Source organism: Pseudomonas sp. MC6 (assembly GCF_054790575.1).
Window position 1 is genome coordinate 6,065,001 of record NZ_CP186504.1, and the last position, 23,395, is coordinate 6,088,395.

Annotated in this window: 16 protein-coding genes and 2 rRNA genes (1 of these 18 running past the window's edge); 8 read left to right on the top strand and 10 right to left on the bottom strand. The window is 59.0% G+C overall.

Translation table 11 applies throughout. The features are described from left to right. From ACOYXE_RS27305 to ACOYXE_RS27325, 5 genes are all read left to right on the top strand, one after another. Positions 1-2,712 (top strand): 23S ribosomal RNA (locus tag ACOYXE_RS27305) (it extends 182 nt beyond the left edge of the window). A gap of 156 nt (positions 2,713-2,868) precedes the next feature. Beyond that, positions 2,869-2,984 (top strand): 5S ribosomal RNA (gene rrf / locus ACOYXE_RS27310). Between the two features lie 149 nt (positions 2,985-3,133). Further along, the gene (locus tag ACOYXE_RS27315; protein WP_160059433.1) at positions 3,134-3,793 is read left to right on the top strand and encodes a paraquat-inducible protein A; all 660 of its coding nucleotides are present in this window, start codon (positions 3,134-3,136) and stop codon (positions 3,791-3,793) included. Beyond that, a complete protein-coding gene (locus ACOYXE_RS27320) occupies positions 3,780-4,403 on the top strand; it encodes a paraquat-inducible protein A (RefSeq protein WP_160059432.1) in 624 nt (207 codons plus the stop codon). Before ACOYXE_RS27315 ends, ACOYXE_RS27320 begins: the two co-directional genes overlap by 14 nt. Then, positions 4,396-6,699, top strand: a complete 2,304-nt coding sequence (locus ACOYXE_RS27325; protein WP_405122868.1) for a PqiB family protein — start codon at positions 4,396-4,398, stop codon at positions 6,697-6,699. Before ACOYXE_RS27320 ends, ACOYXE_RS27325 begins: the two co-directional genes overlap by 8 nt. Positions 6,700-6,890: 191 nt before the next feature. On the opposite strand, the gene mksF is transcribed toward ACOYXE_RS27325, so the two are convergent. From mksF to mksB, 3 genes are read right to left on the bottom strand one after another with little or no spacing between them, the layout of a single operon-like run. Then, positions 6,891-9,731, bottom strand: a complete 2,841-nt coding sequence (gene mksF / locus ACOYXE_RS27330) for an Mks condensin complex protein MksF (RefSeq protein WP_460926966.1) — start codon at positions 9,729-9,731, stop codon at positions 6,891-6,893. Next, on the bottom strand, positions 9,728-10,429 hold the full coding sequence (gene mksE / locus ACOYXE_RS27335) for an Mks condensin complex protein MksE (protein WP_095114361.1): 702 nt from the start codon (positions 10,427-10,429) through the stop codon (positions 9,728-9,730). Before mksE ends, mksF begins: the two co-directional genes overlap by 4 nt. Next, positions 10,419-11,696: an Mks condensin complex protein MksB gene (gene mksB / locus ACOYXE_RS27340; RefSeq protein ID WP_460926968.1), complete on the bottom strand. Its 1,278-nt coding sequence runs from the start codon at positions 11,694-11,696 to the stop codon at positions 10,419-10,421. Before mksB ends, mksE begins: the two co-directional genes overlap by 11 nt. A 232-nt stretch (positions 11,697-11,928) precedes the next feature. Here mksB and ACOYXE_RS27345 point away from each other — a divergent pair, with 232 nt between their 5' ends. Together ACOYXE_RS27345 and rimI are read left to right on the top strand one after the other, a co-directional pair. Next, positions 11,929-12,678, top strand: coding sequence for an energy transducer TonB (locus ACOYXE_RS27345; RefSeq protein WP_160060138.1), 750 nt, complete (start codon positions 11,929-11,931; stop codon positions 12,676-12,678). Further along, positions 12,671-13,123: a ribosomal protein S18-alanine N-acetyltransferase gene (gene rimI / locus ACOYXE_RS27350; RefSeq protein ID WP_007912963.1), complete on the top strand. Its 453-nt coding sequence runs from the start codon at positions 12,671-12,673 to the stop codon at positions 13,121-13,123. The genes ACOYXE_RS27345 and rimI overlap by 8 nt, the downstream gene beginning before the upstream one ends. A 97-nt stretch (positions 13,124-13,220) precedes the next feature. On the opposite strand, the gene ACOYXE_RS27355 is transcribed toward rimI, so the two are convergent. Then, positions 13,221-13,625, bottom strand: a complete 405-nt coding sequence (locus ACOYXE_RS27355; protein ID WP_160059428.1) for a serine kinase/phosphatase — start codon at positions 13,623-13,625, stop codon at positions 13,221-13,223. Between the two features lie 141 nt (positions 13,626-13,766). Here ACOYXE_RS27355 and can point away from each other — a divergent pair, with 141 nt between their 5' ends. Continuing rightward, the gene (gene can / locus ACOYXE_RS27360; protein WP_460926971.1) at positions 13,767-14,411 is read left to right on the top strand and encodes a carbonate dehydratase; all 645 of its coding nucleotides are present in this window, start codon (positions 13,767-13,769) and stop codon (positions 14,409-14,411) included. Between the two features lie 20 nt (positions 14,412-14,431). Here the strand turns inward: can and ACOYXE_RS27365 are convergent, their stop codons facing one another. The 6 genes from ACOYXE_RS27365 to ACOYXE_RS27390 all read right to left on the bottom strand — a co-directional run bounded on the left by ACOYXE_RS27365 (position 14,432) and on the right by ACOYXE_RS27390 (position 23,282). Continuing rightward, a complete protein-coding gene (locus ACOYXE_RS27365) occupies positions 14,432-14,956 on the bottom strand; it encodes an SET domain-containing protein-lysine N-methyltransferase (protein WP_160059426.1) in 525 nt (174 codons plus the stop codon). Between the two features lie 180 nt (positions 14,957-15,136). Further along, entirely contained in the window at positions 15,137-16,324 is a 1,188-nt protein-coding gene (locus ACOYXE_RS27370) for a hypothetical protein (RefSeq protein ID WP_160059425.1), read from the bottom strand. A 119-nt stretch (positions 16,325-16,443) separates the two neighbouring features. Then, positions 16,444-18,138 (bottom strand): acid phosphatase, encoded by a 1,695-nt coding sequence (acpA, locus tag ACOYXE_RS27375; protein WP_160059424.1) that lies wholly within the window; start codon positions 18,136-18,138, stop codon positions 16,444-16,446. Positions 18,139-18,237: 99 nt separating this feature from the next. Next, positions 18,238-19,965, bottom strand: a complete 1,728-nt coding sequence (locus tag ACOYXE_RS27380; RefSeq protein ID WP_160059423.1) for a J domain-containing protein — start codon at positions 19,963-19,965, stop codon at positions 18,238-18,240. Between the two features lie 11 nt (positions 19,966-19,976). Next, on the bottom strand, positions 19,977-21,674 hold the full coding sequence (locus tag ACOYXE_RS27385) for a molecular chaperone HscC (protein WP_460926975.1): 1,698 nt from the start codon (positions 21,672-21,674) through the stop codon (positions 19,977-19,979). Positions 21,675-21,863: 189 nt separating this feature from the next. Beyond that, positions 21,864-23,282 carry a short-chain fatty acid transporter gene (locus tag ACOYXE_RS27390; RefSeq protein ID WP_160059421.1) on the bottom strand — a complete coding sequence of 473 codons (1,419 nt, stop codon included), beginning with the start codon at positions 23,280-23,282 and terminating at the stop codon, positions 21,864-21,866. Positions 23,283-23,395 lie beyond the last annotated feature (113 nt).

The following is a 23,395-nucleotide window of genomic DNA, read 5'->3' on the forward strand; positions in this document are numbered from 1 at the left end:
CCAGGGGAACTGAAACATCTAAGTACCCTGAGGAAAAGAAATCAACCGAGATTCCCTTAGTAGTGGCGAGCGAACGGGGACTAGCCCTTAAGTGGCTTTGAGATTAGCGGAACGCTCTGGAAAGTGCGGCCATAGTGGGTGATAGCCCTGTACGCGAAAATCTCTTAGTCATGAAATCGAGTAGGACGGAGCACGAGAAACTTTGTCTGAATATGGGGGGACCATCCTCCAAGGCTAAATACTACTGACTGACCGATAGTGAACTAGTACCGTGAGGGAAAGGCGAAAAGAACCCCGGAGAGGGGAGTGAAATAGATCCTGAAACCGTATGCGTACAAGCAGTGGGAGCCCACTTTGTTGGGTGACTGCGTACCTTTTGTATAATGGGTCAGCGACTTATTTTCAGTGGCGAGCTTAACCGAATAGGGGAGGCGTAGCGAAAGCGAGTCTTAATAGGGCGTCTAGTCGCTGGGAATAGACCCGAAACCGGGCGATCTATCCATGGGCAGGTTGAAGGTTGGGTAACACTAACTGGAGGACCGAACCGACTACCGTTGAAAAGTTAGCGGATGACCTGTGGATCGGAGTGAAAGGCTAATCAAGCTCGGAGATAGCTGGTTCTCCTCGAAAGCTATTTAGGTAGCGCCTCATGTATCACTGTAGGGGGTAGAGCACTGTTTCGGCTAGGGGGTCATCCCGACTTACCAAACCGATGCAAACTCCGAATACCTACAAGTGCCGAGCATGGGAGACACACGGCGGGTGCTAACGTCCGTCGTGAAAAGGGAAACAACCCAGACCGTCAGCTAAGGTCCCAAAGTTATGGTTAAGTGGGAAACGATGTGGGAAGGCTTAGACAGCTAGGAGGTTGGCTTAGAAGCAGCCACCCTTTAAAGAAAGCGTAATAGCTCACTAGTCGAGTCGGCCTGCGCGGAAGATGTAACGGGGCTCAAACCATACACCGAAGCTACGGGTATCATCTTCGGATGATGCGGTAGAGGAGCGTTCTGTAAGCCTGTGAAGGTGAGTTGAGAAGCTTGCTGGAGGTATCAGAAGTGCGAATGCTGACATGAGTAACGACAATGGGTGTGAAAAACACCCACGCCGAAAGACCAAGGTTTCCTGCGCAACGTTAATCGACGCAGGGTTAGTCGGTCCCTAAGGCGAGGCTGAAAAGCGTAGTCGATGGAAAACAGGTTAATATTCCTGTACTTCTGGTTATTGCGATGGAGGGACGGAGAAGGCTAGGCCAGCTTGGCGTTGGTTGTCCAAGTTTAAGGTGGTAGGCTGAGATCTTAGGTAAATCCGGGATCTTAAGGCCGAGAGCTGATGACGAGTGTTCTTTTAGAACACGAAGTGGTTGATGCCATGCTTCCAAGAAAAGCTTCTAAGCTTCAGGTAACCAGGAACCGTACCCCAAACCGACACAGGTGGTTGGGTAGAGAATACCAAGGCGCTTGAGAGAACTCGGGTGAAGGAACTAGGCAAAATGGCACCGTAACTTCGGGAGAAGGTGCGCCGGTGAGGGTGAAGGACTTGCTCCGTAAGCTCATGCCGGTCGAAGATACCAGGCCGCTGCGACTGTTTATTAAAAACACAGCACTCTGCAAACACGAAAGTGGACGTATAGGGTGTGACGCCTGCCCGGTGCCGGAAGGTTAATTGATGGGGTTAGCTAACGCGAAGCTCTTGATCGAAGCCCCGGTAAACGGCGGCCGTAACTATAACGGTCCTAAGGTAGCGAAATTCCTTGTCGGGTAAGTTCCGACCTGCACGAATGGCGTAACGATGGCGGCGCTGTCTCCACCCGAGACTCAGTGAAATTGAAATCGCTGTGAAGATGCAGTGTATCCGCGGCTAGACGGAAAGACCCCGTGAACCTTTACTATAGCTTTGCACTGGACTTTGAATTTGCTTGTGTAGGATAGGTGGGAGGCTTTGAAGCGTGGACGCCAGTTCGCGTGGAGCCATCCTTGAAATACCACCCTGGCAACTTTGAGGTTCTAACTCAGGTCCGTTATCCGGATCGAGGACAGTGTATGGTGGGTAGTTTGACTGGGGCGGTCTCCTCCTAAAGAGTAACGGAGGAGTACGAAGGTGCGCTCAGACCGGTCGGAAATCGGTCGTAGAGTATAAAGGCAAAAGCGCGCTTGACTGCGAGACAGACACGTCGAGCAGGTACGAAAGTAGGTCTTAGTGATCCGGTGGTTCTGTATGGAAGGGCCATCGCTCAACGGATAAAAGGTACTCCGGGGATAACAGGCTGATACCGCCCAAGAGTTCATATCGACGGCGGTGTTTGGCACCTCGATGTCGGCTCATCACATCCTGGGGCTGAAGCCGGTCCCAAGGGTATGGCTGTTCGCCATTTAAAGTGGTACGCGAGCTGGGTTTAGAACGTCGTGAGACAGTTCGGTCCCTATCTGCCGTGGACGTTTGAGATTTGAGAGGGGCTGCTCCTAGTACGAGAGGACCGGAGTGGACGAACCTCTGGTGTTCCGGTTGTCACGCCAGTGGCATTGCCGGGTAGCTATGTTCGGGAAAGATAACCGCTGAAAGCATCTAAGCGGGAAACTTGCCTCAAGATGAGATCTCACTGGAACCTTGAGTTCCCTGAAGGGCCGTCGAAGACTACGACGTTGATAGGTTGGGTGTGTAAGCGCTGTGAGGCGTTGAGCTAACCAATACTAATTGCCCGTGAGGCTTGACCATATAACACCCAAGCAATTTGCGAACTCGAGAGAGACCAGATTGCGGTGTGTGAAGACGAAACGAACCGAAAGTTCGATGTTCACAAAACACCGAAAGCTGTCACATACCCAATTTGCTGAAGCGAGGCCCTCTGGTCACGACTCAGTACCCGAATTTCTTGACGACCATAGAGCGTTGGAACCACCTGATCCCATCCCGAACTCAGCAGTGAAACGATGCATCGCCGATGGTAGTGTGGGGTTTCCCCATGTGAGAGTAGGTCATCGTCAAGATTAAATTCCGAAACCCCAATTGCGAAAGCAGTTGGGGTTTTGTTTTGCCCGCAGAAAAGTTTTTTACTCGTGACAGCGAACAAATTTGCACAGTTATTTTCGAATCAGAACACTAGAATAGCCCCACCTTATTCGGAGCCAGAGCCTTTATGCCAGAGTCGGTTGACGCCCCCGGGCTGTCAGATTTACCGCTGGAAGACTTGGTGGCCTGTCACGAGTGCGATCTGCTGATGCGCAAGCCAACGCTTGCTCACGGCGAGAAAGCGCTCTGTCCTCGTTGCGGTTACGAGTTATATGCCCACCGCCATAACGTGGTGCAGCGCAGCCTTGCCTTGGTGATCGCGGCATTATTGCTGTATATCCCGGCAAACTTTTTACCCATCATGCAACTCAATATCCTCGGACAATCTTCGCAGGACACGGTCTGGAGCGGCGTACTCGGCCTGTTCAACACGGACATGCAGGGTGTGTCGATCGTGGTGTTTCTGTGCAGCATGGCCATACCGTTGCTGAAGTTGCTATGCCAGTTATTCGTTCTACTGACTATTCGTTTCGATATCGGTCGCGGCTACGGCTTGCTGCTTTATCGCATTTACCACCACCTCAAAGACTGGGGAATGCTCGAGGTTTACCTCATGGGCGTACTGGTGGCGATCGTCAAACTGGCGGACATGGCCGCCATTACCGTAGGTCTGGGCCTGGCGTGTTTCATCGGTTTGTTGTTGGTGCAGGTCTGGCTGGAAGTGGTGATGTCACCGCACCAGATATGGCAGGCGTTATCAGGAGAGGACGCTCATGCGGGCGATTGATGCGGGCATTCTGGTGTGTACCGAATGTCATGAGTTGAACAAACAGGAAGCGGACGCCGACGAGCAAACCTGCACCCGCTGCGGTGCGCTGGTTCACGCTCGCCGTCCGAACAGCCTCGTACGCACCTGGGCACTGCTGATCACCGCCGCGATTATCTATATCCCGGCCAATGTCTTGCCGATCATGACTGTCAGTTCTTTGGGCCAGGGTGATCCGAGCACTATCATGTCCGGCGTGATTCAGTTAGTGCAGCACGGCATGATCCCGATTGCAGCCGTAGTGTTCATCGCCAGTATTCTGGTACCGACCTTCAAACTGGTCGGCATCGCGCTGTTGCTTTTCTCTGTGCAAAGACGCCAGCCGCTGTCCGCTCGTCAACGCATCTGGATGTACCGCTTCATTGAGTTCATTGGCCGCTGGTCGATGCTCGATATATTTGTGATCGCCATTCTGGTGGCGGTCGTCAACTTCGGCCGGCTTGCCAGTGTCGAAGCCAATCTTGGCGCCATCGCCTTCGCCAGTGTGGTGATTCTGACGATGCTCGCCGCAGTAACTTTCGATCCCCGACTGATTTGGGATAACACGGAGTCGGACGACGACCATGACTGATTTGCCCGTAGCGAAAACCCGACCGGCTTCGAACTGGTCTGCCATTTGGGTACTGCCTCTGATCGCGCTGATCATCGGTGGCTGGCTCGGCTGGCGCGCCTATTCCGAAACCGGTATCGAAATTCAGATCCGCTTCGAGAGTGGTGAAGGCATCCAGGCCAACAAGACCGAGGTCATGTACAAAGGCATGTCGGTCGGTAAGGTCAAGGCGCTCAAGCTCGACGATGAGGGCAATTCCAAAGGCGTGATTGCCACCGTCGAGATGAATAAAGACGTTGAGCAATACCTCAAGACCAGCACGCGTTTCTGGCTGGTCAAGCCAAGCGTGACCCTGGCCGGTATCACCGGTCTGGAAACCCTGGTTTCGGGTAATTACGTCGCCATCAGTCCCGGCGAAGGTGAACCGGTGCGCAAGTTCAAGGCGCTCTCCGAGGAGCCGCCGTTGTCCGACGCCAAGCCCGGTCTGCACCTGACCATCAAGGCTGATCGTCTCGGTTCACTGAGCCGAGGCAGCCCGGTGTTCTACAAGCAGATCAAGGTTGGCCAGATCAAAAGCTACGTGCTGTCGGAAGACCAAAGTACCGTTGAGCTCAAAGTCTTCATCGAACCGACCTACGCCAAACTGGTGCGCAAACACACGCGTTTCTGGAACGCTAGCGGCATCAGCATCGACGCCAACCTGTCCGGGGTGAAAGTACGCAGCGAATCGCTGGCCAGTATCGTCGCCGGCGGCATCGCTTTCGCCACACCAGAAAACCGCAAGGACAGCCCACCGACCGATCCAAGCCTGCCGTTCCGACTCTATGAAGACTTCGATGCTGCTGCTGCCGGGATTCGCGTAAAGGTCAAACTCAGCGACTTCGAAGGCCTGCAGGCTGGCCGTACGCCGGTGATGTACAAAGGCATCCAAGTCGGCAACCTGAAAGCGCTGAAGGTCGATCCAGATCTGAACAGTGCCACTGCCGAGTTGACCCTTGATCCGCTCGCTGAAGATTATCTGGTCGACGGCACGCAGTTCTGGGTGGTCAAACCGTCGATTTCTCTGGCCGGTATCACCGGGCTGGAGGCGCTGGTGAAAGGTAACTACATCGCCGTGCGCCCGGGCGACAAGGGCGCTGCGCCGAAGCGCGAGTTCGAGGCGCGGCCGAAAGCGCCGCCGCTGGATCTGCGCTCACCGGGCTTGCACCTGGTGCTGTTCACCGATGTCCTCGGCTCGATCGATGTCGGCAGTCCAATTCTGTACAAACAGGTCAAGGTCGGTTCGGTGCAGAGCTACCAGTTCTCCAAGACCAAGAAGCAATTGGTCATTGGCGTGCACATCGATAAGGAATACGAAAACCTGGTCAACGCCTCGACGCGTTTCTGGAATGTCAGTGGCATCACGTTGACCGGCGGACTGACCGGTGGCATTCAGGTCAAGAGTGAGTCGCTGCAGACCCTGATGGCCGGTGGTATCGCCTTTGAGACACCGCAAGCCAAGGCGCCGCTGCAGAAACGTATTCCGCGTTTCCGCCTGTTCGCCAACCATGATGAGGCGAATCAGAAAGGCGCGGTGGTGACAATCAAAGTCGATCGCGCTGATGGTCTGCGCAGTGGCACCCCGGTGCGCTTCAAGGGACTGGATGTCGGCAAGATCGAAAGTGTCGATCTGACTGACGATCTGCAATCGGTCATCCTCACGGCGCGCATCACCGAAGTGCCAGAGAAGATCGCCCGGGTCGGCAGTCAGTTCTGGGTGGTCAAACCGGAGCTCGGCCTGATCAAGACAGCGAATCTGGAAACCCTGGTGACCGGTCAGTACATCGAAGTACAACCGGCGGTTAAGAACCTCGGCCCGCAGAAGAACTTCGTTGCCCTGGCCAATGCGCCGGAAGTGACCAAGCAAGAGGCGGGTCTGAGCCTGGTACTGAGCGCTGCCCGTCGTGGATCGCTGAAACCGGGTGTGCCAGTCACCTACCGCGAAATTACTGTGGGTAAGGTCACCGGTTATGAACTGGGGCAGACCGCTGATCGCGTGTTGGTGCACATTTTGATCGAGCCGAAGTATGCGCCGTTGGTGCGCAGCGGTAGCCGGTTCTGGAACACCAGCGGTGTTGGTTTTGATATCGGTCTGTTCAACGGGCTGACGGTACGCACCGAGTCGTTGGAGACGGCGATTCAGGGTGGCATCGCCTTCGCCACGCCGGATGGCGAGCGCATGGGCAACCCGGCGCGTGCGGAGCAGACGTTCCCGTTGTTCGACAAGTTTGAGGATGAGTGGCTGACGTGGGCGCCGAAGATTTCGCTCGGTAAATAACCTGAAGTTGATGTGGCGTCTACAAAGACGCCTTCGCGAGCAAGCTCGCTTCCACATTTGGAATGCGTTTCAATGTGGGAGCGAGCTTGCTCGCGAAGAGGCCTCAAAGCCCAGCACAAACCCCAAGCCATAAAAAAGGGCCGCGATCCAAACTGATCGCGGCCCTTTTTTTTGCCTTCAGCTAAAGCCGATCAAACCGCATCCAGCTCCGGCTCATCCGCTTCAACATTGACCGTAGCCTTCACCACATCATGGCGACGAATGTACTTCCAGTCCGCCTCATCAATATAGATACCGGCCGGGCCGCTGCCGCCTTCCAGGTCGATCGCGACACTCGCGCAAACCTGCGGCTTCACACTCGCCAGAATCGGCACGAAGCCCAGTTGCAGACTGGTTTCCAGCAACGCGGCCTGGTTCTTCTCGTCGATGTCTGCTGCTTCATCGAGGTAGTACGGCAGACGCACGCGACCGGCCTGATCGCGATCCATCAAGTGCAGCAACAAGTACATGTTGGTCAGCGCCTTGATGGTCATGGTCGTACCGTTGGACGCCGCACCATCGATGTCGGTGTGAATCACCGGCTGGCCATTGACCTTGGTGATCTCGAACGCCAGTTCGAACAAGTCCTTGAGGCCGAGCTGGTTGTGGTTGGCCGCCACCAGCCGCGCCAGGTATTCCTTGGCCTCTTCGTTCTTGTTGTCCTGCTCCGCGCTCTGGCTCAGATCGAACACCGACAGGGTTTCGCCTTCTTCGTACTGACCGGCGCTGTGGATGATCTGGTCGATGTGCTTGAGGGCTTCCTTGTTCGGCGCGAGGACGATGCGGAAGCTCTGCAGGTTGGAGACCTGACGCTTGTTGATCTCGCGGTTGAACAGCGCCAGTTGATGCTCGAGGCTGTCGTAGTCGCTACGGATATTGCGCAGGGTCCGGGCGATGTCGGTGACTGCCGCACGACGGGCCTTGCCCAGCGTCAGCGCTTCATCGGTACGGTGCGCGTACGCGTTGATCAGCAACGACAGGCGGCGCTCCATGTCGTCTTCGCTGTCGAACTTGGCCACGCCTTTGAGGCGCACTTGCGCATACAGCGCTTCGATCTGGCCGTCAGCGCGCAGCAAGCCTTGCCAGCTGTCCTGATAGTCGTTGAGCAGCGGCAGCAGGTTGTCCATCGAATCGTCGACCGGATCCATGAACGGCGTACCGAACGGCAGATCCGCCGGCAGCAACTGACGACGACGCAGCGCATCGTCAAGGGTGCGTTGCTTGGCTTCCATGTCGGCGATCTGGCGGCCGACCAGTTGCAGCTTGGCCGACAGTTGCTGGACGCGCTCGGTGAAGGCATCGCTGGAACGCTTGAGTTCGTCCTGTGCACCTTCCATCTGCGCCAGTTGTTCGAGCTTGTCGCCTTCTTCTGCGCTCAGGGTCTGGGTGCGGCGGAAATCTTCCAAGGCTTTCTGCGCGTCCAGCACTTGCTGGTACAGCGCTTCGGTCTGGGTCTTGCTCGCGGCGCGGTCGGCGGCCACGGCTTGCTGGGTTTTCAGTTGCTTGAGTTCTTTTTCCAGGCGCTCTTTCTGATCGCGCAGCGCAGCGCGGTCAGCCAAGGCCTGCAGCGCCGGCGGCTCAATGTGCGAGATGTCGATGGACAGGCCCGGCACTTCGAAGCGCTCGCCCTTGAAACCGTCGAGAATCAGCTCAACCGATTTGACCCACTCGCCATCGTCGTCGAGGGTGATGCCGTGTTCGCCCAGCGGCAGGCTGAACAGCGCGCTGTTGAACAGGCGCATCAGACGCTCGACGTCCTGTTGCGAGAATTCTTCACGCAGGCGGGCGTAGCTGTTGTTGTCGGCGTGATCGAGTTGCAGTTTCACCGACTTCAGGCGTTTTTCCAGATCGCGCAGACGCTCTTCGAGATCTTCTGCACTGAACTGACGCGATTGCGCCAAGGCACCGGCCAGTTCGTCGTGGGCGTCTTTGGCCGCGAGCAATTGTTGCTCGAGCACTTTGACGTCATCGACCAGTGCGAAGCGATTCTTCAACACCGACAGCTCGCCGAGCCAGCGCTGAATGCCGGAAATTTCCCGCTCCAGACGCATCAGTTCCTGGGTGCCGCCGCGTTGATCGTTTTGCAGGCTGTCCTGCTCACCACGGTAATGGTCGGCCTGGATGGTCAGTTCTTCTTTGCGCGCACTGGCGTAGTCCGACCAGGTGCCGAGCAACGAGTCGAGCAGCGGCGACAGGCGATGCAGTTTGCCGCGCAGCACGTCGCGCTGTTTTACACCGTTGGCCAAGGCTTCAACCAATGGGCCGGCAGCGACCAGCGAGTTGTAGTCCTGTTCCATCCGGCGCACATCGCGGAAAGCTTCTTCGCACGCGGCGATGTAATCGACGCTGCCGGAACGCAGGCTGTGCTCGAAGGCGTCGAGGAACAACTGCTTCAACTTGGCCGCGGTGATTTCGCGCATGTGCAGCAGGTTGATGAACAGCGCGCGGAAGGTCTTCAGGCTCTGCTCGCTGGTGGAGCGCAGCGGAATCAACGTCAGATCCAAAGGAATCGAGGTGTGACCGCCTACCAGCAAACGACGCAGTTCGTCCGGCTTGAGTTCGTAGGCTTTCAGGCCTTCTTTCTCAAGGTTGCTGAACAGCTCTTTCTGGCGCAGGCAGGTGTCGTTCTTCTGGTAATGCGCCAGATCGAGCTTGCCGGCATAGGCAAAGAACTGGTGACCGAAACCACCGCCCGGGCCGCGCCCGACCACCCCGATCACGTGTGGGCCGTGGGGCAGGCTCACTTCGACAAGGATGTAACTGGTGTCGGAAGCGAAGTAAAAACGCCGCGATTGTTCGAGGCTGTACTTGCCGAAACTCATGTCCGACATGCGCGCCAGAATCGGGAACTGCAAGGCGTTGATCGACGCCGATTTACCGAGGTTGTTCGCACCGTAAACCGACAACGGTTCTTCCAGCGGGAACAGGCCGAGGCTGTAACCGGCGGTGTTCAAAAGGGCAAAGCGGCGGATGCCGTAGCGTTCCTGGCTCATGCGTCGGACTCCTGTTCTTCGGCAATGGCGCGGGCCAGTGCGTCTTCTTCGCTCTCTTCTTCAAACTCTGAAAGATCGAGCGGGTCGTCGGTTTCGAGGAATTTGGCTTCGGCGGCTTCGTCGATCAGCACCGGGGCTGGCAGCGGCAATACGCTGTGCACGCTGGCCGCCAGATCGCGATCCTGCTGCACCGACAGGCACACATCGAGGAAGCGGTGCATCGGCGGCAGGAAGCGGTACACGCCGTTTTCTTCGCTGGCGAAACCGAGTTGAGTCATGCGGCGCATGATCTTTTCTTCGAGTTCTTCGACGGTCTGCACTTCGGCCTGAATAAACAGGTCGCGGTATTTCTCCAGCAGCGACGGCAACTCTTCGCGGCCGAGGCTGCCGCCATCGAGCACGGCGATCGGATCGCGGCCCTGATCGGCGAGGTGCTCGACGAGGATGAAGGTGAACAGCGCCAGACGCTGGGCGGTCTTGTTCACCGCCGCAGCGGCCATGTCCGGCACAAAGTAGTAGAAACCACGGGTATCGCAGACCAGTTCAAAGCCCAGTGCCTTGAACAGCGTGCGGTATTGATCCTGGAAGTTCGACAGTTGTGTGTACAGCTCCGGGTCGCGGCGGCTGACGTGGTAACCCTTGAACAGCTCGCGGAAGATCGGTGCGAGTTGCGACAGTTCGGAAAGATCAAGATGCATTGGGGATGCTCGCAGAATTCTCGGCGGCGCTGTCGCTGGCCGGGAGCAGGGCGAAGGAGCGCAGGCTGACCTGGTGCTCGTGAGTGTGGTATTCGCGGCGTTCCAGACGCTCGCGCTTGAAGCGTTTTTCCCGCGACAGGCGCGAGAACCAGTAGAGCAATTCGTCAGTGGCGCCGTCCGGTTCCTGCTCCAGCAGCCAGGTCATCAGATCCGGCATCGGCAGGGCTTCTTCGCAGCGGTCGACCATCTCGCGCACGGTGCGGGGGGCGCGTGGGGCTTCGCCTTTCTGGGTCTTGTGCGCTTTCGGGAAGCGCGCCGGTTTCGGCTCGAACCGCGCCAAGGCGTACACGTAGGCTTCGACCTGACTCGCACTGCCAAGGAAAGTACTTTGCGGGCGGGTGAACAGCGGCATCGCCGCTTGCGGAACGGCGTCGATGCCTTTACGACGAATCGCGGCCAATGCGAGTGCGGCACCACGGGTCACGGCGTTGTGCCGACGCGCTTCTTCACGCAGCGGCAGCAGCAGTTCGCGGGCATGACGCAAAGTCAGCTGGGCACTGGTCTGCATTTCGAGGATGCGCGCGTGGGTGCGCAGCAGCATGTCGTCGTCGACCAGATGACCGAGGCGCTGCTGTTCGCTGAGCATCTTCAGCAACACGGTTTCGACCTTGCGCACGCCTTGTTCGAAGGCGCCGTCGGCGTTCACCAGATCGATCATCGGTTCGACGTATTCGTCCCACGTCGCCAGTACTTCAGCGTAACGCTGACGCAGCGGAATCTGCCGGTCGCTGGTCTTCGCGCGCTCGGCGACGGCGACCAGGGCCTGTTCGTCGTTGTCGAGCTTCTTCAGTACGTCGCGTACACGCATGTCGAGCAAGCGCAACTGGCGCGCGAGGTCGTGGCCGTCGCGGATGTCGAACGCGTCCTGGATGTAACCGGCCAGACGCTCGAGGTGGCGCAGATAGGCTTCGATTTCCAGGCACAGGCCCAAGCGGTGTTCACGCCGCAAGTAGGCGAGGAAGTCGTGAATCTGCGCGTTCAGCTCGAAACGGTTCGGGCTTTTTGCCACCGGAATCAGAATATCGAGGCGAATCCACACGTCGAGCAGGCTGGTAATGTCCTGTGGCGTGCTGTCCAGTTGTTGGGCGGCGAGTTGCGTGCGCAGTTCGTTGAGGCTCAATGTGCCTTGGTCGAAGTGCTCACACAGTGGCTCAAGCAGTGCCCAGTGTTCAGCGAGGGCGCGCAAGACGCGCTTGGGTTCGATCATCGGAATGCCCGGCTGGTTGGCAATGAAAAGCGGCGATTGTACTGCATCACGAAGGATGCGATTCACTCTCGGGACGGGCTGTCGAATTTTCTAAGGGACAGAGCTTAGGTAAAGGCTATCGATCAACAGCAAGCGATCTTGAACGAAGGGCGGTAGAATCAGCGCACTTCAGTTATCCACAAGTGGCCGACCCTTGCTAATCGAGTCCCGCCGCCGCGCCTATTTGAACGCCATGCAGGTGGTCAACTGGCTGCCGCGCACCGAATTGCCCTTCGCCGCACCCTCGCGGCCCGAGCTGCTGGACATGCCCGAGCCCGAGGTAGAGGCGCCGGTCGTGCTTGCACCGCAGGCCGAAGCCCCGGTGCAAACGGCTGCCGCTCGTCCGGTCGAACGGCCGAAGATCGAAGTGCCGCGTCCGTCGTTGGCCAGCACCCGGACCAACGCCAAACCGGTGGAAGAGGCCGACGACACGCCAGTGGTCGCCAAACCGGCACCGGAGCCGCCACCGCGTTTCGCCCTGCAACTGCTGCGCGCCGGGCGTTGCCTGCTGCTGGTCGAGTTACCCACAGGCGAACCGTTCCAGAGCCGTGATCCCGCGTATTTGCTGCTCAAAGACATGCTGCGCGCTGCCGGTCTGCCGGATGCACCGCAAATTGTCGGCGAGCCGGTACGTTGGCCGTGGCTCAATCGCGGCACCATGGATCAGGGCCCGGAAGCGGCGCGTGACTTTGTACAGGGTTTCCTTTCCGTGCAAATGGAAGCCGCTCCGTGTGCCTGCCTGTGGCTGATCGGCCTGCCGGCGGTGCGTTTTGCCGGTGAGGCGGATGCCGAAGCGTTCAATCGTGAATTGCAGATCGAAGGCCTGGGCTCGGCCTGGGCCATTCCCGGTCTGGAATTGTTAATGGAAGAGCCACAGCGCAAGGCCGCTGTGTGGCAAGCCATGCGTCGGCTGATGGCGCGCTGGAAAGAATCGAATGAGTGACGCTGTATCGTTCCGCCCGATGACCGAGGCGGATCTGGAAACCGTGCTGAAAATCGAGTACGCCGCTTACAGCCATCCGTGGACTCGCGGGATTTTTCTCGACGGGCTGGGCAAGTACCAGATCTGGCTGATGTTCGAAGGTGAGCAGCAGGTTGGCCACGGCGTGGTGCAGATCATTCTGGATGAGGCGCATCTGCTCAATATCACTGTCAAACCTGAGAATCAGGGGCGCGGGCTGGGGCTGACGTTGCTTGAGCATCTGATGTCGCGGGCGTATGCGGCTTCGGCGCGGGAATGTTTTCTGGAAGTGCGTGACAGCAATACGGGCGCGTTCAAGTTGTACGAGCGTTATGGCTTCAACGAGATTGGCCGGCGCCGGGATTATTATCCGGCGGTGGGTGGGCGTGAAGATGCCGTGGTCATGGCCTGCACCTTGGTTGACTAATGACCTGTAGGAGCTGCCGAAGGCTGCGATCTTTTGATGTTGCGACCAAGATCAAAAGATCGCAGCATTCGGCAGCTCCTACAGGGCGGCGCGTCTATTAGCGGTTGCCATCCATCGGATCGCGCCGCGCCAGCTCCGCCTCATCCAGCCCATTGCCACCGCCAATGTCATCCTCATCGACAATGCTCAAATCCCAATCCGCCTGATTGCCTTCACCTGCCTCTTCGGCATCACGCGCACCGTCTTCATGAATCAGCGTTTCCGGGCTCAGGTCATCGTCAGTCGGCTCATGATCGGCGACTGAAGCCCCGGTCATCCCGGCCTCGCGCACCCGCTCACGCGGCATCAACTGCTCGCGTTCACGTTCAGGAATCTCATCACCGATTTTCGCGCTCGGTTGGTCTTCATCGAAATCCAGCTCATGCACCGAACCCATGCGGTCTTCGTTATCATCGATGGGCTCTGGTTGCTCCGCATCGTAAGGGCGTCGTGAATCAGTCATGGCAATTCCTCATACTGTGGGCCTTACTTAGGTGGACTCACCGGGCACACGAGAATTCCAATGAAATCACTTGCGCTGGCGGCGTGACCCCGACGGGTGGTCGTCTGTCATACCAGCGCATCTTTCTTGAGGCCTTACAGCATGCATGACTTACAAGACCTGATTGATAACAACGAGCGTTGGGCTGACGCGATCACCAAGGAAGACCCGGATTTCTTCGCCAAACTGGCGCGCCAGCAAACGCCGGAATATCTGTGGATCGGTTGTTCCGACGCACGCGTGCCGGCCAACGAAATCGTCGGCATGTTGCCAGGCGATCTGTTCGTTCACCGTAACGTCGCCAACGTGGTGCTGCACACCGATCTCAACTGCCTGTCGGTGATTCAGTACGCGGTCGATGTGCTCAAGGTTAAGCACATTCTTGTCACGGACCACTACGGCTGCGGCGGTGTGCGCGCATCGATGCAGGATCGGCAGTTCGGTCTGATCGACGGCTGGCTGCGTTCGATCCGTGATCTGTATTACGAAAAACGTGAAGAACTGGCCAAGTTGCCGACGGAAGAAGAGCAGGTTGATCGCATGTGCGAACTCAACGTGGTCCAGCAAGTGGCTAACGTCGCCCACACCAGCATTATCCAGAACGCCTGGCATCGCGGGCAGAGCCTGTCGATCCACGGTTGCATCTACGGCATCAAGGATGGCCGCTGGAAAAGTCTCAACACCACCATCAGTGGTTTCGAGCAATTGCCGCCGCAGTATCGTTTGCGGCCGGTCGGCGCGTTGTAAGCCGCTTTTCAGCGCACCTTTCAGCGCAAACCGGAATGCCGCCAGCGCTGTAGAAAGTGGTGGCCTTCGAGGCTGGGTGGTTCGTCGAAACCGGTGATCCACCCGCGGCAACGTGAGGAACCGCAACCGCAGGCGAACTGGTGCAAGAGTTTGTCTTCGGTGGCGGCGTAGTCCATGGTCAACCGTTCCCCCCTGTGGATATCTTTCAGCGCCCACAGCCATAACTCGCTCATGTCGAGAAATACGTTGGGGTCGCAGGCGTGTTCGATCAATCCGCAGAAGCGCGGGTCGTAAATGTGGATCCCCGTCAGCAGTTGCCGGGTCTGGCGGCAGCGATACGGCAGTAATTGCCCGGACACCCGGCACATCCGGTGGGTGTGCAGAAACTCGCGCCGCGCCGCGACCGCCGTTGGGGTGCCGTGCTCATCCTTGATGATTTCGAAATCGACGCTCGATGGAAACCCCAGCCGTACGGGCAGACCGGCGAAAGGATAGATGCCTTCAGTATCGCGTGACGCCGATTGCGCCATGGCGTGGATATTCATATCAGTCCTTGTCGCAAAGCTTTTGCGACTTCCTTGGGTTGACGTCCTGTCAGTACTGCAACGCCACTGGTTGGATCCAATCGTGTCCTATTAGGTATAGCGGGTCTACTGTCAGATCTGACAGGCGATTTAGACGCTTTCCCGCGTCAGCATTGGCTGACACGGGAACGCTTCAAGCGGCTATAGGTGCGGGGCAGGGACGGCGGTGGTTGGCAACGGTGCTTGCAATTGCTTCAGTTGGGCCTTGATCGGGGTGGTAGCGCACTTGGCGGTGGCTTGTTCCGGGGTCAGATTACGGATCGAGGTGTAGAACAGCTCGCAGGTTTTGACTTTCTGCGTGACCTGCCATGTCTGTGTGCAACTGCTGAGGGTAGTCTGGGCATCGCTGCCAGGTTTGCTGCCCATCCCGGCCTGCCAGCAGGCGGCACTCAAATCCTGACCCATGACTTTCAGGCCTGCTGCATCAGCCTTGGCCTGTGCATCGTCGCCGGTGTAGCTCTTCGGGTCAGCGGCGTACCAGATGTAACTCGGGTGGTTGGAACCCAGCACCGGCACTTTCACGCCTTCGCTCGGGCTGATGGTCGCCAGCCCCAAGACATTCACAGTCGGCCCGTATTGCTGCTTGATCCAGTTACGCACCGGCGCACCGAACGCGACCATCGGCAGCGTCGTGCCGCTGGCGGTCTGGCTGAACTGTTTGACCAGCGTGGTCTGGTAGTCCTTGAAGTAGTCATACACGCCTTCCAGATCGCTGCCGGCATTGGACGGCGCGGCAATCGGGGCGATGTCGATGATGGTTTGATAGGCCGGCGTCTGCCCGGCAGGAATGCCATTGTCAGTCAGCAGCGTCGCCCAGCGGTCGGTGGTGTTCGACCGCAGATAATCCTGTGCCTGGGTCAGCGAGTAATCTGGCGGAAAGTGCAGCAACTCGACACTTTTACGGTTTTCCAGAGCCATGCCCAGCGGCAGGAACAGATACCAGCTGTAGGCCCATTTGCCGTCGGCGTTGAGTTTGCTGGCGCCGGTGTAGGCCAGATCCCCCGCATCCAGCAGCGCCGACAGCGGTTTGTCGTAATCCTTCGGCACGCCGGTGATTTCGGCATAGAGCTGGCCGTTGTCGGTTTTTACCAACACCTTGGCATCGGTATAACCATCGCGTTGTACGCTCTGGCTCAGGTAATGGGCGACGGTCTGTTCCAGCGTCCAGTTGCGGAAACAGATCACGCTGCAGTTGTTGGGATAAGCAAAGAGACGGGTGACGCGTTCGGTGCTGCCCAGTTTCAAGTCGACATCGGCGTGGGCGGCCGCGCTCAGCGTGAGTGCGGTGAGAGCCAGTGCAACGGGGGTAAGTCCTGCGAGTTTGAACATGCTCAGATCCTTTTCAGCGTCGGTTCCCCGCGTTTCGGGGGCGGCTCATAGTGGATCAGCCGCGTTTGACAGAGAAGCCGTCATCGGCAGAATTTTGCGCAAACTCGCAGGGCTGGTTTTCAGGCCTGAAAATGCAGAGCGTTGGTCAGATCGCCCATGGGTTTCTGGCCCCGGGCAATCATCGACTCGTCCCGTTGTTTGAGGCCGTCGAGGGTCTCCAACTGGAAGACACGAGTGATCAACCGCAGGATCGATGCCGTGTCGTAGACCGTGTGATCCACCGTGCTCTTGCGTGCAAACGGCGACACCACCAGCGCCGGTACTCGTGAGCCTGGCCCCCAACGGTCGCCCTTGGGCGGTGCGACGTGATCCCACCAGCCGCCGTTTTCATCGACCGTGACGATCACCACCATGTTTTTCCACTGCGGACTTTCGCGCAGCACTTTCAGCGCGCGCACGATGTGCCGATCCCCGGAAGCCACGTCGGCATAACCGGCGTGCATGTTCAGGTTGCCTTGGGGTTTGTAGAAACTCACCGCCGGCAACTTGCCCGCTTCGGCATCGGCGAAGAATTTGTTGCTGCTCGATTCATCACCCAAGCCAGCATCACGCAGACGCTTGTTGCGCTCGTCGGGGTTCTCCGGACCTTGCTGCTTGAAGTAGTTGAACGGCTGATGGTGATACTGAAAATTCGGAATCTTCGGGATGCCGCCGGAGTCCTTGTACTGATCCAGCGTCGCCTGCCACGCACCGGCATACCACGCCCAATCGATGTTGTTTTTCGACAGCTTGTCGCCAATGTGTTCGTGGGTTTGCGGCACCATGACGTTGGGCAGATCCGCTTTGGAATACGCCGGGCGCTCCGGGTCGCGAATCCAGGTGGGCCAGTAGGGCGGGGCGAGGGTGTTGACGCCGAAGCCGTCCGGAGTCAGCGCACTCGGGCCGAACTGCGGCGGGCCGGTCATGGCGCTGGCCGGCGATGCGTCCAGCGGCTTGAGGCGCGGATCGGCCGGATCATCACTTTGCAACGCGGCGATCTGTGATTTGGCGACGGAGTTGGCCGCGTCCGGATAGAACGGCGCGGTGGCGCTGATCAGGTACTGATGGTTGAGGAACGAGCCACCGAAGGCGCCCTGGAAGAAGTTGTCACACAGCACAAACTCCTGCGCGACGTCCCACAGGCGCAGGGAATAACGGCTTTGGGCGTAGTGGCCCATGGTCAAGCCACCGGAGTCGGCCCAGGCGACGAAGCCGTCATTCTTGCCGCCGTTGATCTGCATCTGGTTCTGATAGAACACGTGCCACAAATCGCGGGTCACCAGACCGAATGGCAAATCTTCAGCATTCGGGCCTTTGAGGGCGAACGGTGCATTGGCCAGGTTTTGCTGAAACTGCGTGGCGTTGGGATAAGTCACGCCATCGAGGGTTTGCGGGCCGATCTGCAGCACACCGCCCCAGACCGGAGGCAGGGTTTGCAGCAGCGAGCCGTCGCGGTCACGTTGTTGATAGTCGCCGGGCTTGAGCGCTGCCAGCGGTTTTTCGACACCGGGGAAATCACCGAACAGGTTGTTGAAACTGCGGTTTTCGGCATAGATGACCACCACGGTTTTCACCTGATCGCGCAGGGCCTTGTCCAGTTCGGCGGGCGTCAGCGGGCGTTCGGTCGGTTTGCCCGGTTGATCGCTGGCGCTGCCACACCCCGCCAGCGTGGCACCGACACCCAGCACCGCGACGCCGCCGAGAAAGCGGCGGCGACTGGTGTCGGTGGGGTGATTGGATTCAGGTGCGTCAGTGCCGTCTGTGTCGTCTTTCATCTGTCAGCCCGTTCTTGCTTAATTGTTTCAGTATGTTTCGGGCGGACGCTAGCAAGTGAATGTGACGGATGGATGACAAGCGGCACTGGCGCTGTTTGCCTAGCCGGGCATGAGTTGACTGAGCGAAAAGCCGAGTCTGCTGGCCGCCGTGATCGCGGTCATGACCACCAGAAACAGCAATTGCAGCGGACTGAAGTGCGCCCAGTGCAGTGCGGTCAGCCAAGGACGGCTGTGGCTCAGCTCCGGATCGAGCGAACCGATACGGCGTTTGTGCACCAGTCCTATCAGCAGCGTGCCGACATAAGTGAGCGCGCCCAGCGGCCCGAGCATCAGCGAAAACAGCAACAGCATGACCACCTGCGGGATCCCGTGACGTATCACCAGCCAGTGCGTGTCAGGGTTCCATTTGCGTGGAATCAGTCCTTCGGTGAGCCACAGGTCGGGGACTATCACATGGGCCGTGAGCACCACCCACCAACTCAGTGCAAAGCGGAAAAACCAGACCGGTACGCAGGCAAAGATCATCGGAATGAAGATCAGATTGGCGGTATCTCTTTTCTCAAGGCCCAGATAAAACAGGCAAAGAGCCAAGGCAATGGCCGCCCACACGCGTACCCAGGTTTCGGCAGCGATGGGCCGTGGAAAAAACCGCCGCCAGTAAAAAACGTCGGCGTAGGGCAAGCGCGCCAGCAGTTCCGGGAAGCGCCATTTGAGGTTTTCCGACAGATCGTGGCAGGCCTGCCATTCATTCTGGCCAAAGCCGTCGATGATCTTCTTCTGCTGCAGGGGCTTGAGCGGATTGATCAATAGATGCGCCGCTTGCACGTCGGCCGCCCACATCCGGTCGCTTTCAGCCTTGGCGCGCAGATTGTCGTAGAAGCTTTCCTGATCGCAGCGTTCGATCAAGGCGTCCCAGAGCCAGTCCGGTTGCGGGTGCAGGCCTTTGTTGTGATCCCAGCCGAACAGTTGGCCGATGCGGTCGAACAGCGGCACGCTCCACTCGGTGTCATTGAGCAAGTGCAGCAGGGTTTGCTGCCATTGTTCGCGGCGATCGAATACCTGCAGCCACGGTTGAGCGCTGTAGCGTTTGAGCACGTTGAGAAATTCGCGTTCGCTCTGGCTTTCGAGCAGCGCCTGCAAGGCGTTTCGGTAATCGGCCAGCAGGCTTTCGGCGAGCTGGTCGCGCTGATGATCATTCATCAGAACGTCCTGCCACGGCCCCAACCATCCAAGTTGCTCGACGGCCCAGTGCAGCACCGGGCTGCGCAGTTGCGGCTGTTCAAAACACAATTGCAGCAACAACCTTTCGAAGGCCTTGGCGCAGCCTTGCTGTTGCGCCTGATCCCAACGCTCGCCGAGGTTTTCGGGCGATAGCCCCTCAAGCAGTTGCCGTGCGGCCTGCGCTTCAAGCGCATACGCCTCTGTGTCCGGGGCCGCCGGCAGTGGCTCGACAGGCAAAACATCATCCTTCGCCGGCGGCGCAAAAGGCTCGGGGGCTGCCGGGTTGACGGGCGGAACGTCGAGATCGGCAAAATCCCACGACGGGTTTTGCCGGTGGCTGTGTTTGTTTGCCAGTGCAGCATCGACCGCCAGCGCGGCAAAGGCGCTGGAAGCCGTGGCCACGGCGACGTCGTCTTCGTCCGCAGGCTCAGCGTTTTCAAGGCGCCACCGGGCAATCGCCAGCGCTTGTTCGTAGGCTTCACGCAGGCGCTGGAAACCTTCGGCATCCTCATCGGGGCGGAAGGTTTTCAGCAGGCGCGCATAGGCGCGCTTGATGTCGCGGGTTTCAGCGTCATCGTGCAGGTGCAGCACCGACCAGCAATCCATGGCCAGGCTCCTTATTGCCACGGGGTGCGATCAAGTTCGCTCAGGCGGCGGCTCAAGTCGGTGCGCACTTCACGGATCTGGCGCTCGTCCTGAGAGTCGAGCGCGATCTGGAATTGCTTGGCCCAATCGCCCATGAGATCACGCAGATCGCCCAGGCTTTCCTGATAGAGGCGCTCCAGACGTGCAGTCAGCAGCGTGTTGACCTGCTGCTCGCGCGGATGAATCTTCAGCTGTGCGAGGTTCGCCAGGCGTTGCTGGATCTCCTCGGGGGACAGCACGCCCGGGTTGTTCTCGATGACCAGCGAATGCTGTTGTCCGGTCAGGGGGATTTTTACCTGGGCTTCGAGCAGACCGTTGTTGTCGTAGGTGAAGCGCACGTCGAGGGCAACTTCGCCGGCCTTGCGTTTGGGCACCTTGATGTCCAGTTCGCCGAGCGCCACGTTGTCTTTGACCAGGCGGCTTTCGCCCTGGAAGATCCGCACGACCACCTGTTCCTGATCGTCGTGCAGCGTGTACACGGTTTTCACTCGACTGACCGGCACGATGCTGTTGCGTTCGATGATCGGCAGGTAGTGGCCGCTCTCATAGTTGCGGCCGACCTGCGTGGAGGTCTCGATGCCCAGCGTATAGGAGCAGACATCGGTCAATACCACTTCTTCCAGCGCGGCGGCGCGGGCCTTGAGTGCCGCTTGAATCGCCGCGCCCTGTGCCACGACCTGATCCGGATCGAGGGTGATCGACGGGAACCGGCCGAACAGCCCGGCAGCGAGTTTGCGTACCAGCGGCATGCGCGTGGTGCCGCCGACCAGCAGAATTTCGTCGAGGTCGCTGACGCGGATGCGTGCATCGCGCAGCGCCCGTTCAATCGGCGCGCGCAGGCGTTCAAGCAGCGGCATGTAAAGCGTCGCCAACTGTTGCTGGGTGATGGTTTGCGTCCACTGCCGCTCACCGAGCTGCAAGCGGAATTCGGCGCTGTCGTCCTGCCCCAGCGCCTTGCGCACGCGCTCGGCCTCGCGACGTAGCGGCTGGATGACGCTGCTGCGCTCCGGGAAGTCGGCGGCCGAACGGTGCTGGCTGATGAAGTGCTCAAGCAGCACGGTATCGAAGTCTTCGCCGCCGAGGAAGTTGTCACCGGCGCTGGCGCGTACCTCCATCACGCCTTCGAACAACTCCAGAATCGACACGTCGAACGTGCCGCCACCGAGGTCGAAAACCAGGAACGAAGTTTCCTTGTCCCGTTGGTACAGTCCATAGGCGAGGGCGGCAGCGGTCGGTTCGTTGATCAACTTCTCGACCTTCAGCCCGGCCAGTTCGCCGGCGATCCGCGTAGCCTTGCGCTGGGCATCACTGAAGTAGGCCGGGACGCTGATCACGGCTTCGGTGACGGTTTCGCCAAACGCACGCTCGACGTCTTCTTTCAGACTCTTGAGCACCAGCGCGGACAACTCTTCCGGGCGAAACGCCTTGTCGGCCAGGTACGTTTGCGTGGCGCTGCCCATGTGGCGCTTGAACAGCGATGCGGTCAGGCGCGGATGCGTGTGCAGACGCTCACGCGCCGCCTGACCGACCAGAATCCGGCCTTGATCATCCAGGCCGACAACGCTCGGTGTCAGGAACTGGCCCAGGGCATTGGGCACCAACTCGGTGGCATCGCCCCGCCAGACGGCGACCAGGCTGTTGGTGGTTCCCAGGTCAATCCCTACGATCATTGCAACGAACTCCCTTTGCGCTTGGTAAAAAATGGAAACATTTATCGGTGCGCAGAATATTACCGAGGGTGCGATGCGGTAAAGCAGGATGATGGCTCTGAGCCATTATTTGCGACAGGCAGCCCGATACGCGGCTGTTTCAGAAGAAAAGTGCGGAGCGCGGCCAGCATGACTGCGCCCCGCTCGGGATCACGGCATGACGGGCGGTGTATACGCCAAAGTCGTCCCCAGCGCCCACAGCAAAACCAGCACCAGCGGCGTGTGCACCAGCAACTGCACGAACGAGAACCCGATCAGATCCCGCGCCTTCAACCCCAGCACGCCCAGCAGCGGCAGCATGTAGAACGGGTTGATCAGGTTTGGCAGCGCTTCTGCAGCGTTATAAATCTGCACCGCCCAGCCGAGGTGATACTGCAGATCGTTGGCGACCTGCATCACGTACGGCGCTTCGATGATCCACTTGCCGCCACCGGATGGAATGAAGAAACCGAGAACCGCCGAGTACACGCCCATCAACAGCGCATAAGTGTCGTGGGAGGCGATGCTGACGAAGAACGTCGAGATGTGGTGCGCCAGGGTTTGCGCATCGGTGCCTTTGACCGTGGTCATCAGCGCGGCAATCGAGCCGTACAGCGGGAACTGGATCAACACGCCAGTGGTGGTCGGCACCGCACGCGCGACGGCATCGAGGAAGCTGCGCGGGCGCCAGTGCAGTAAGGCGCCGAGCATGATGAACAGGAAGTTATAGGTATTGAGCCCGGAAATCGCGGTGATCGCCGGTTTGGTCGAAAACTCGTGGAACAGCCATCCCGCCGCCAGCAGCACCAGCACGATGATCAGCAGTGGACTGTGTTCCAGCCATTCACCCGGCCGCGTCCGCGGTTGCAGCGGTGGCAGGTTGAAGGCCGGGTCGATGCCGCAGGCCTTGGCGTCGCGCGCCGAATTCGGCCCGGGGGCGGTGGCGTAGGCGATGATGATCGAGATCACGATCAGCGCCAGCAACATGACGCCGGACTGCCAGAGGAAAATCGTTTCGGTGAACGGAATCACCCCGGTGATCGACAGGATCGACGGCGGCAGGCTGGCGGGGTTGGCTTGCAACTGCGCAGCCGATGACGACAGACCCAGTGCCCACACCGCGCCAAGGCCCAGATAGGCCGCGGCGCCGGCGGCGCGGTAATCCATTTTCAGATCAGTGCGGCGGGCGAGGGCGCGCACCAGCAAACCGCCGAACACCAGCGACAGGCCCCAGTTGAGCAAGGACGCGACCATCGAAATCAGCGCGACCCACGCCACAGCGGAGCGGCCGTTTTTCGGGATGCGTGCCAACCGGTCAATCAGTTTCACGGCGGGTGGCGAGCTGGCGACTACGTAGCCACCAATCACCACGAAGGCCATCTGCATGGTGAACGGGATCAGGCTCCAGAAGCCGTCTCCGAACGCCATCGCCGCAGCGGTGGGTTTGGCGCCCATGGCCAGTGTGGCCAGGGCGACGATGATCACGGCCAGCGCGGCGAACACCCAGGAATCGGGGAACCAGCGTTCGGCGAAACTTGAACAGCGCAGGGCAAAGCGTGCGGAGCGGCTATCTTCGATATCAACGGCCACAGGAAGTACCTCGGATTTTTTATGGTTATTGTGGTCCGCGGGAACGCTCGCCGATCTCGACAACACAGAGATCCCTGTGGGAGCGAGCCTGCTCGCGAAGAGGTCGGCACATT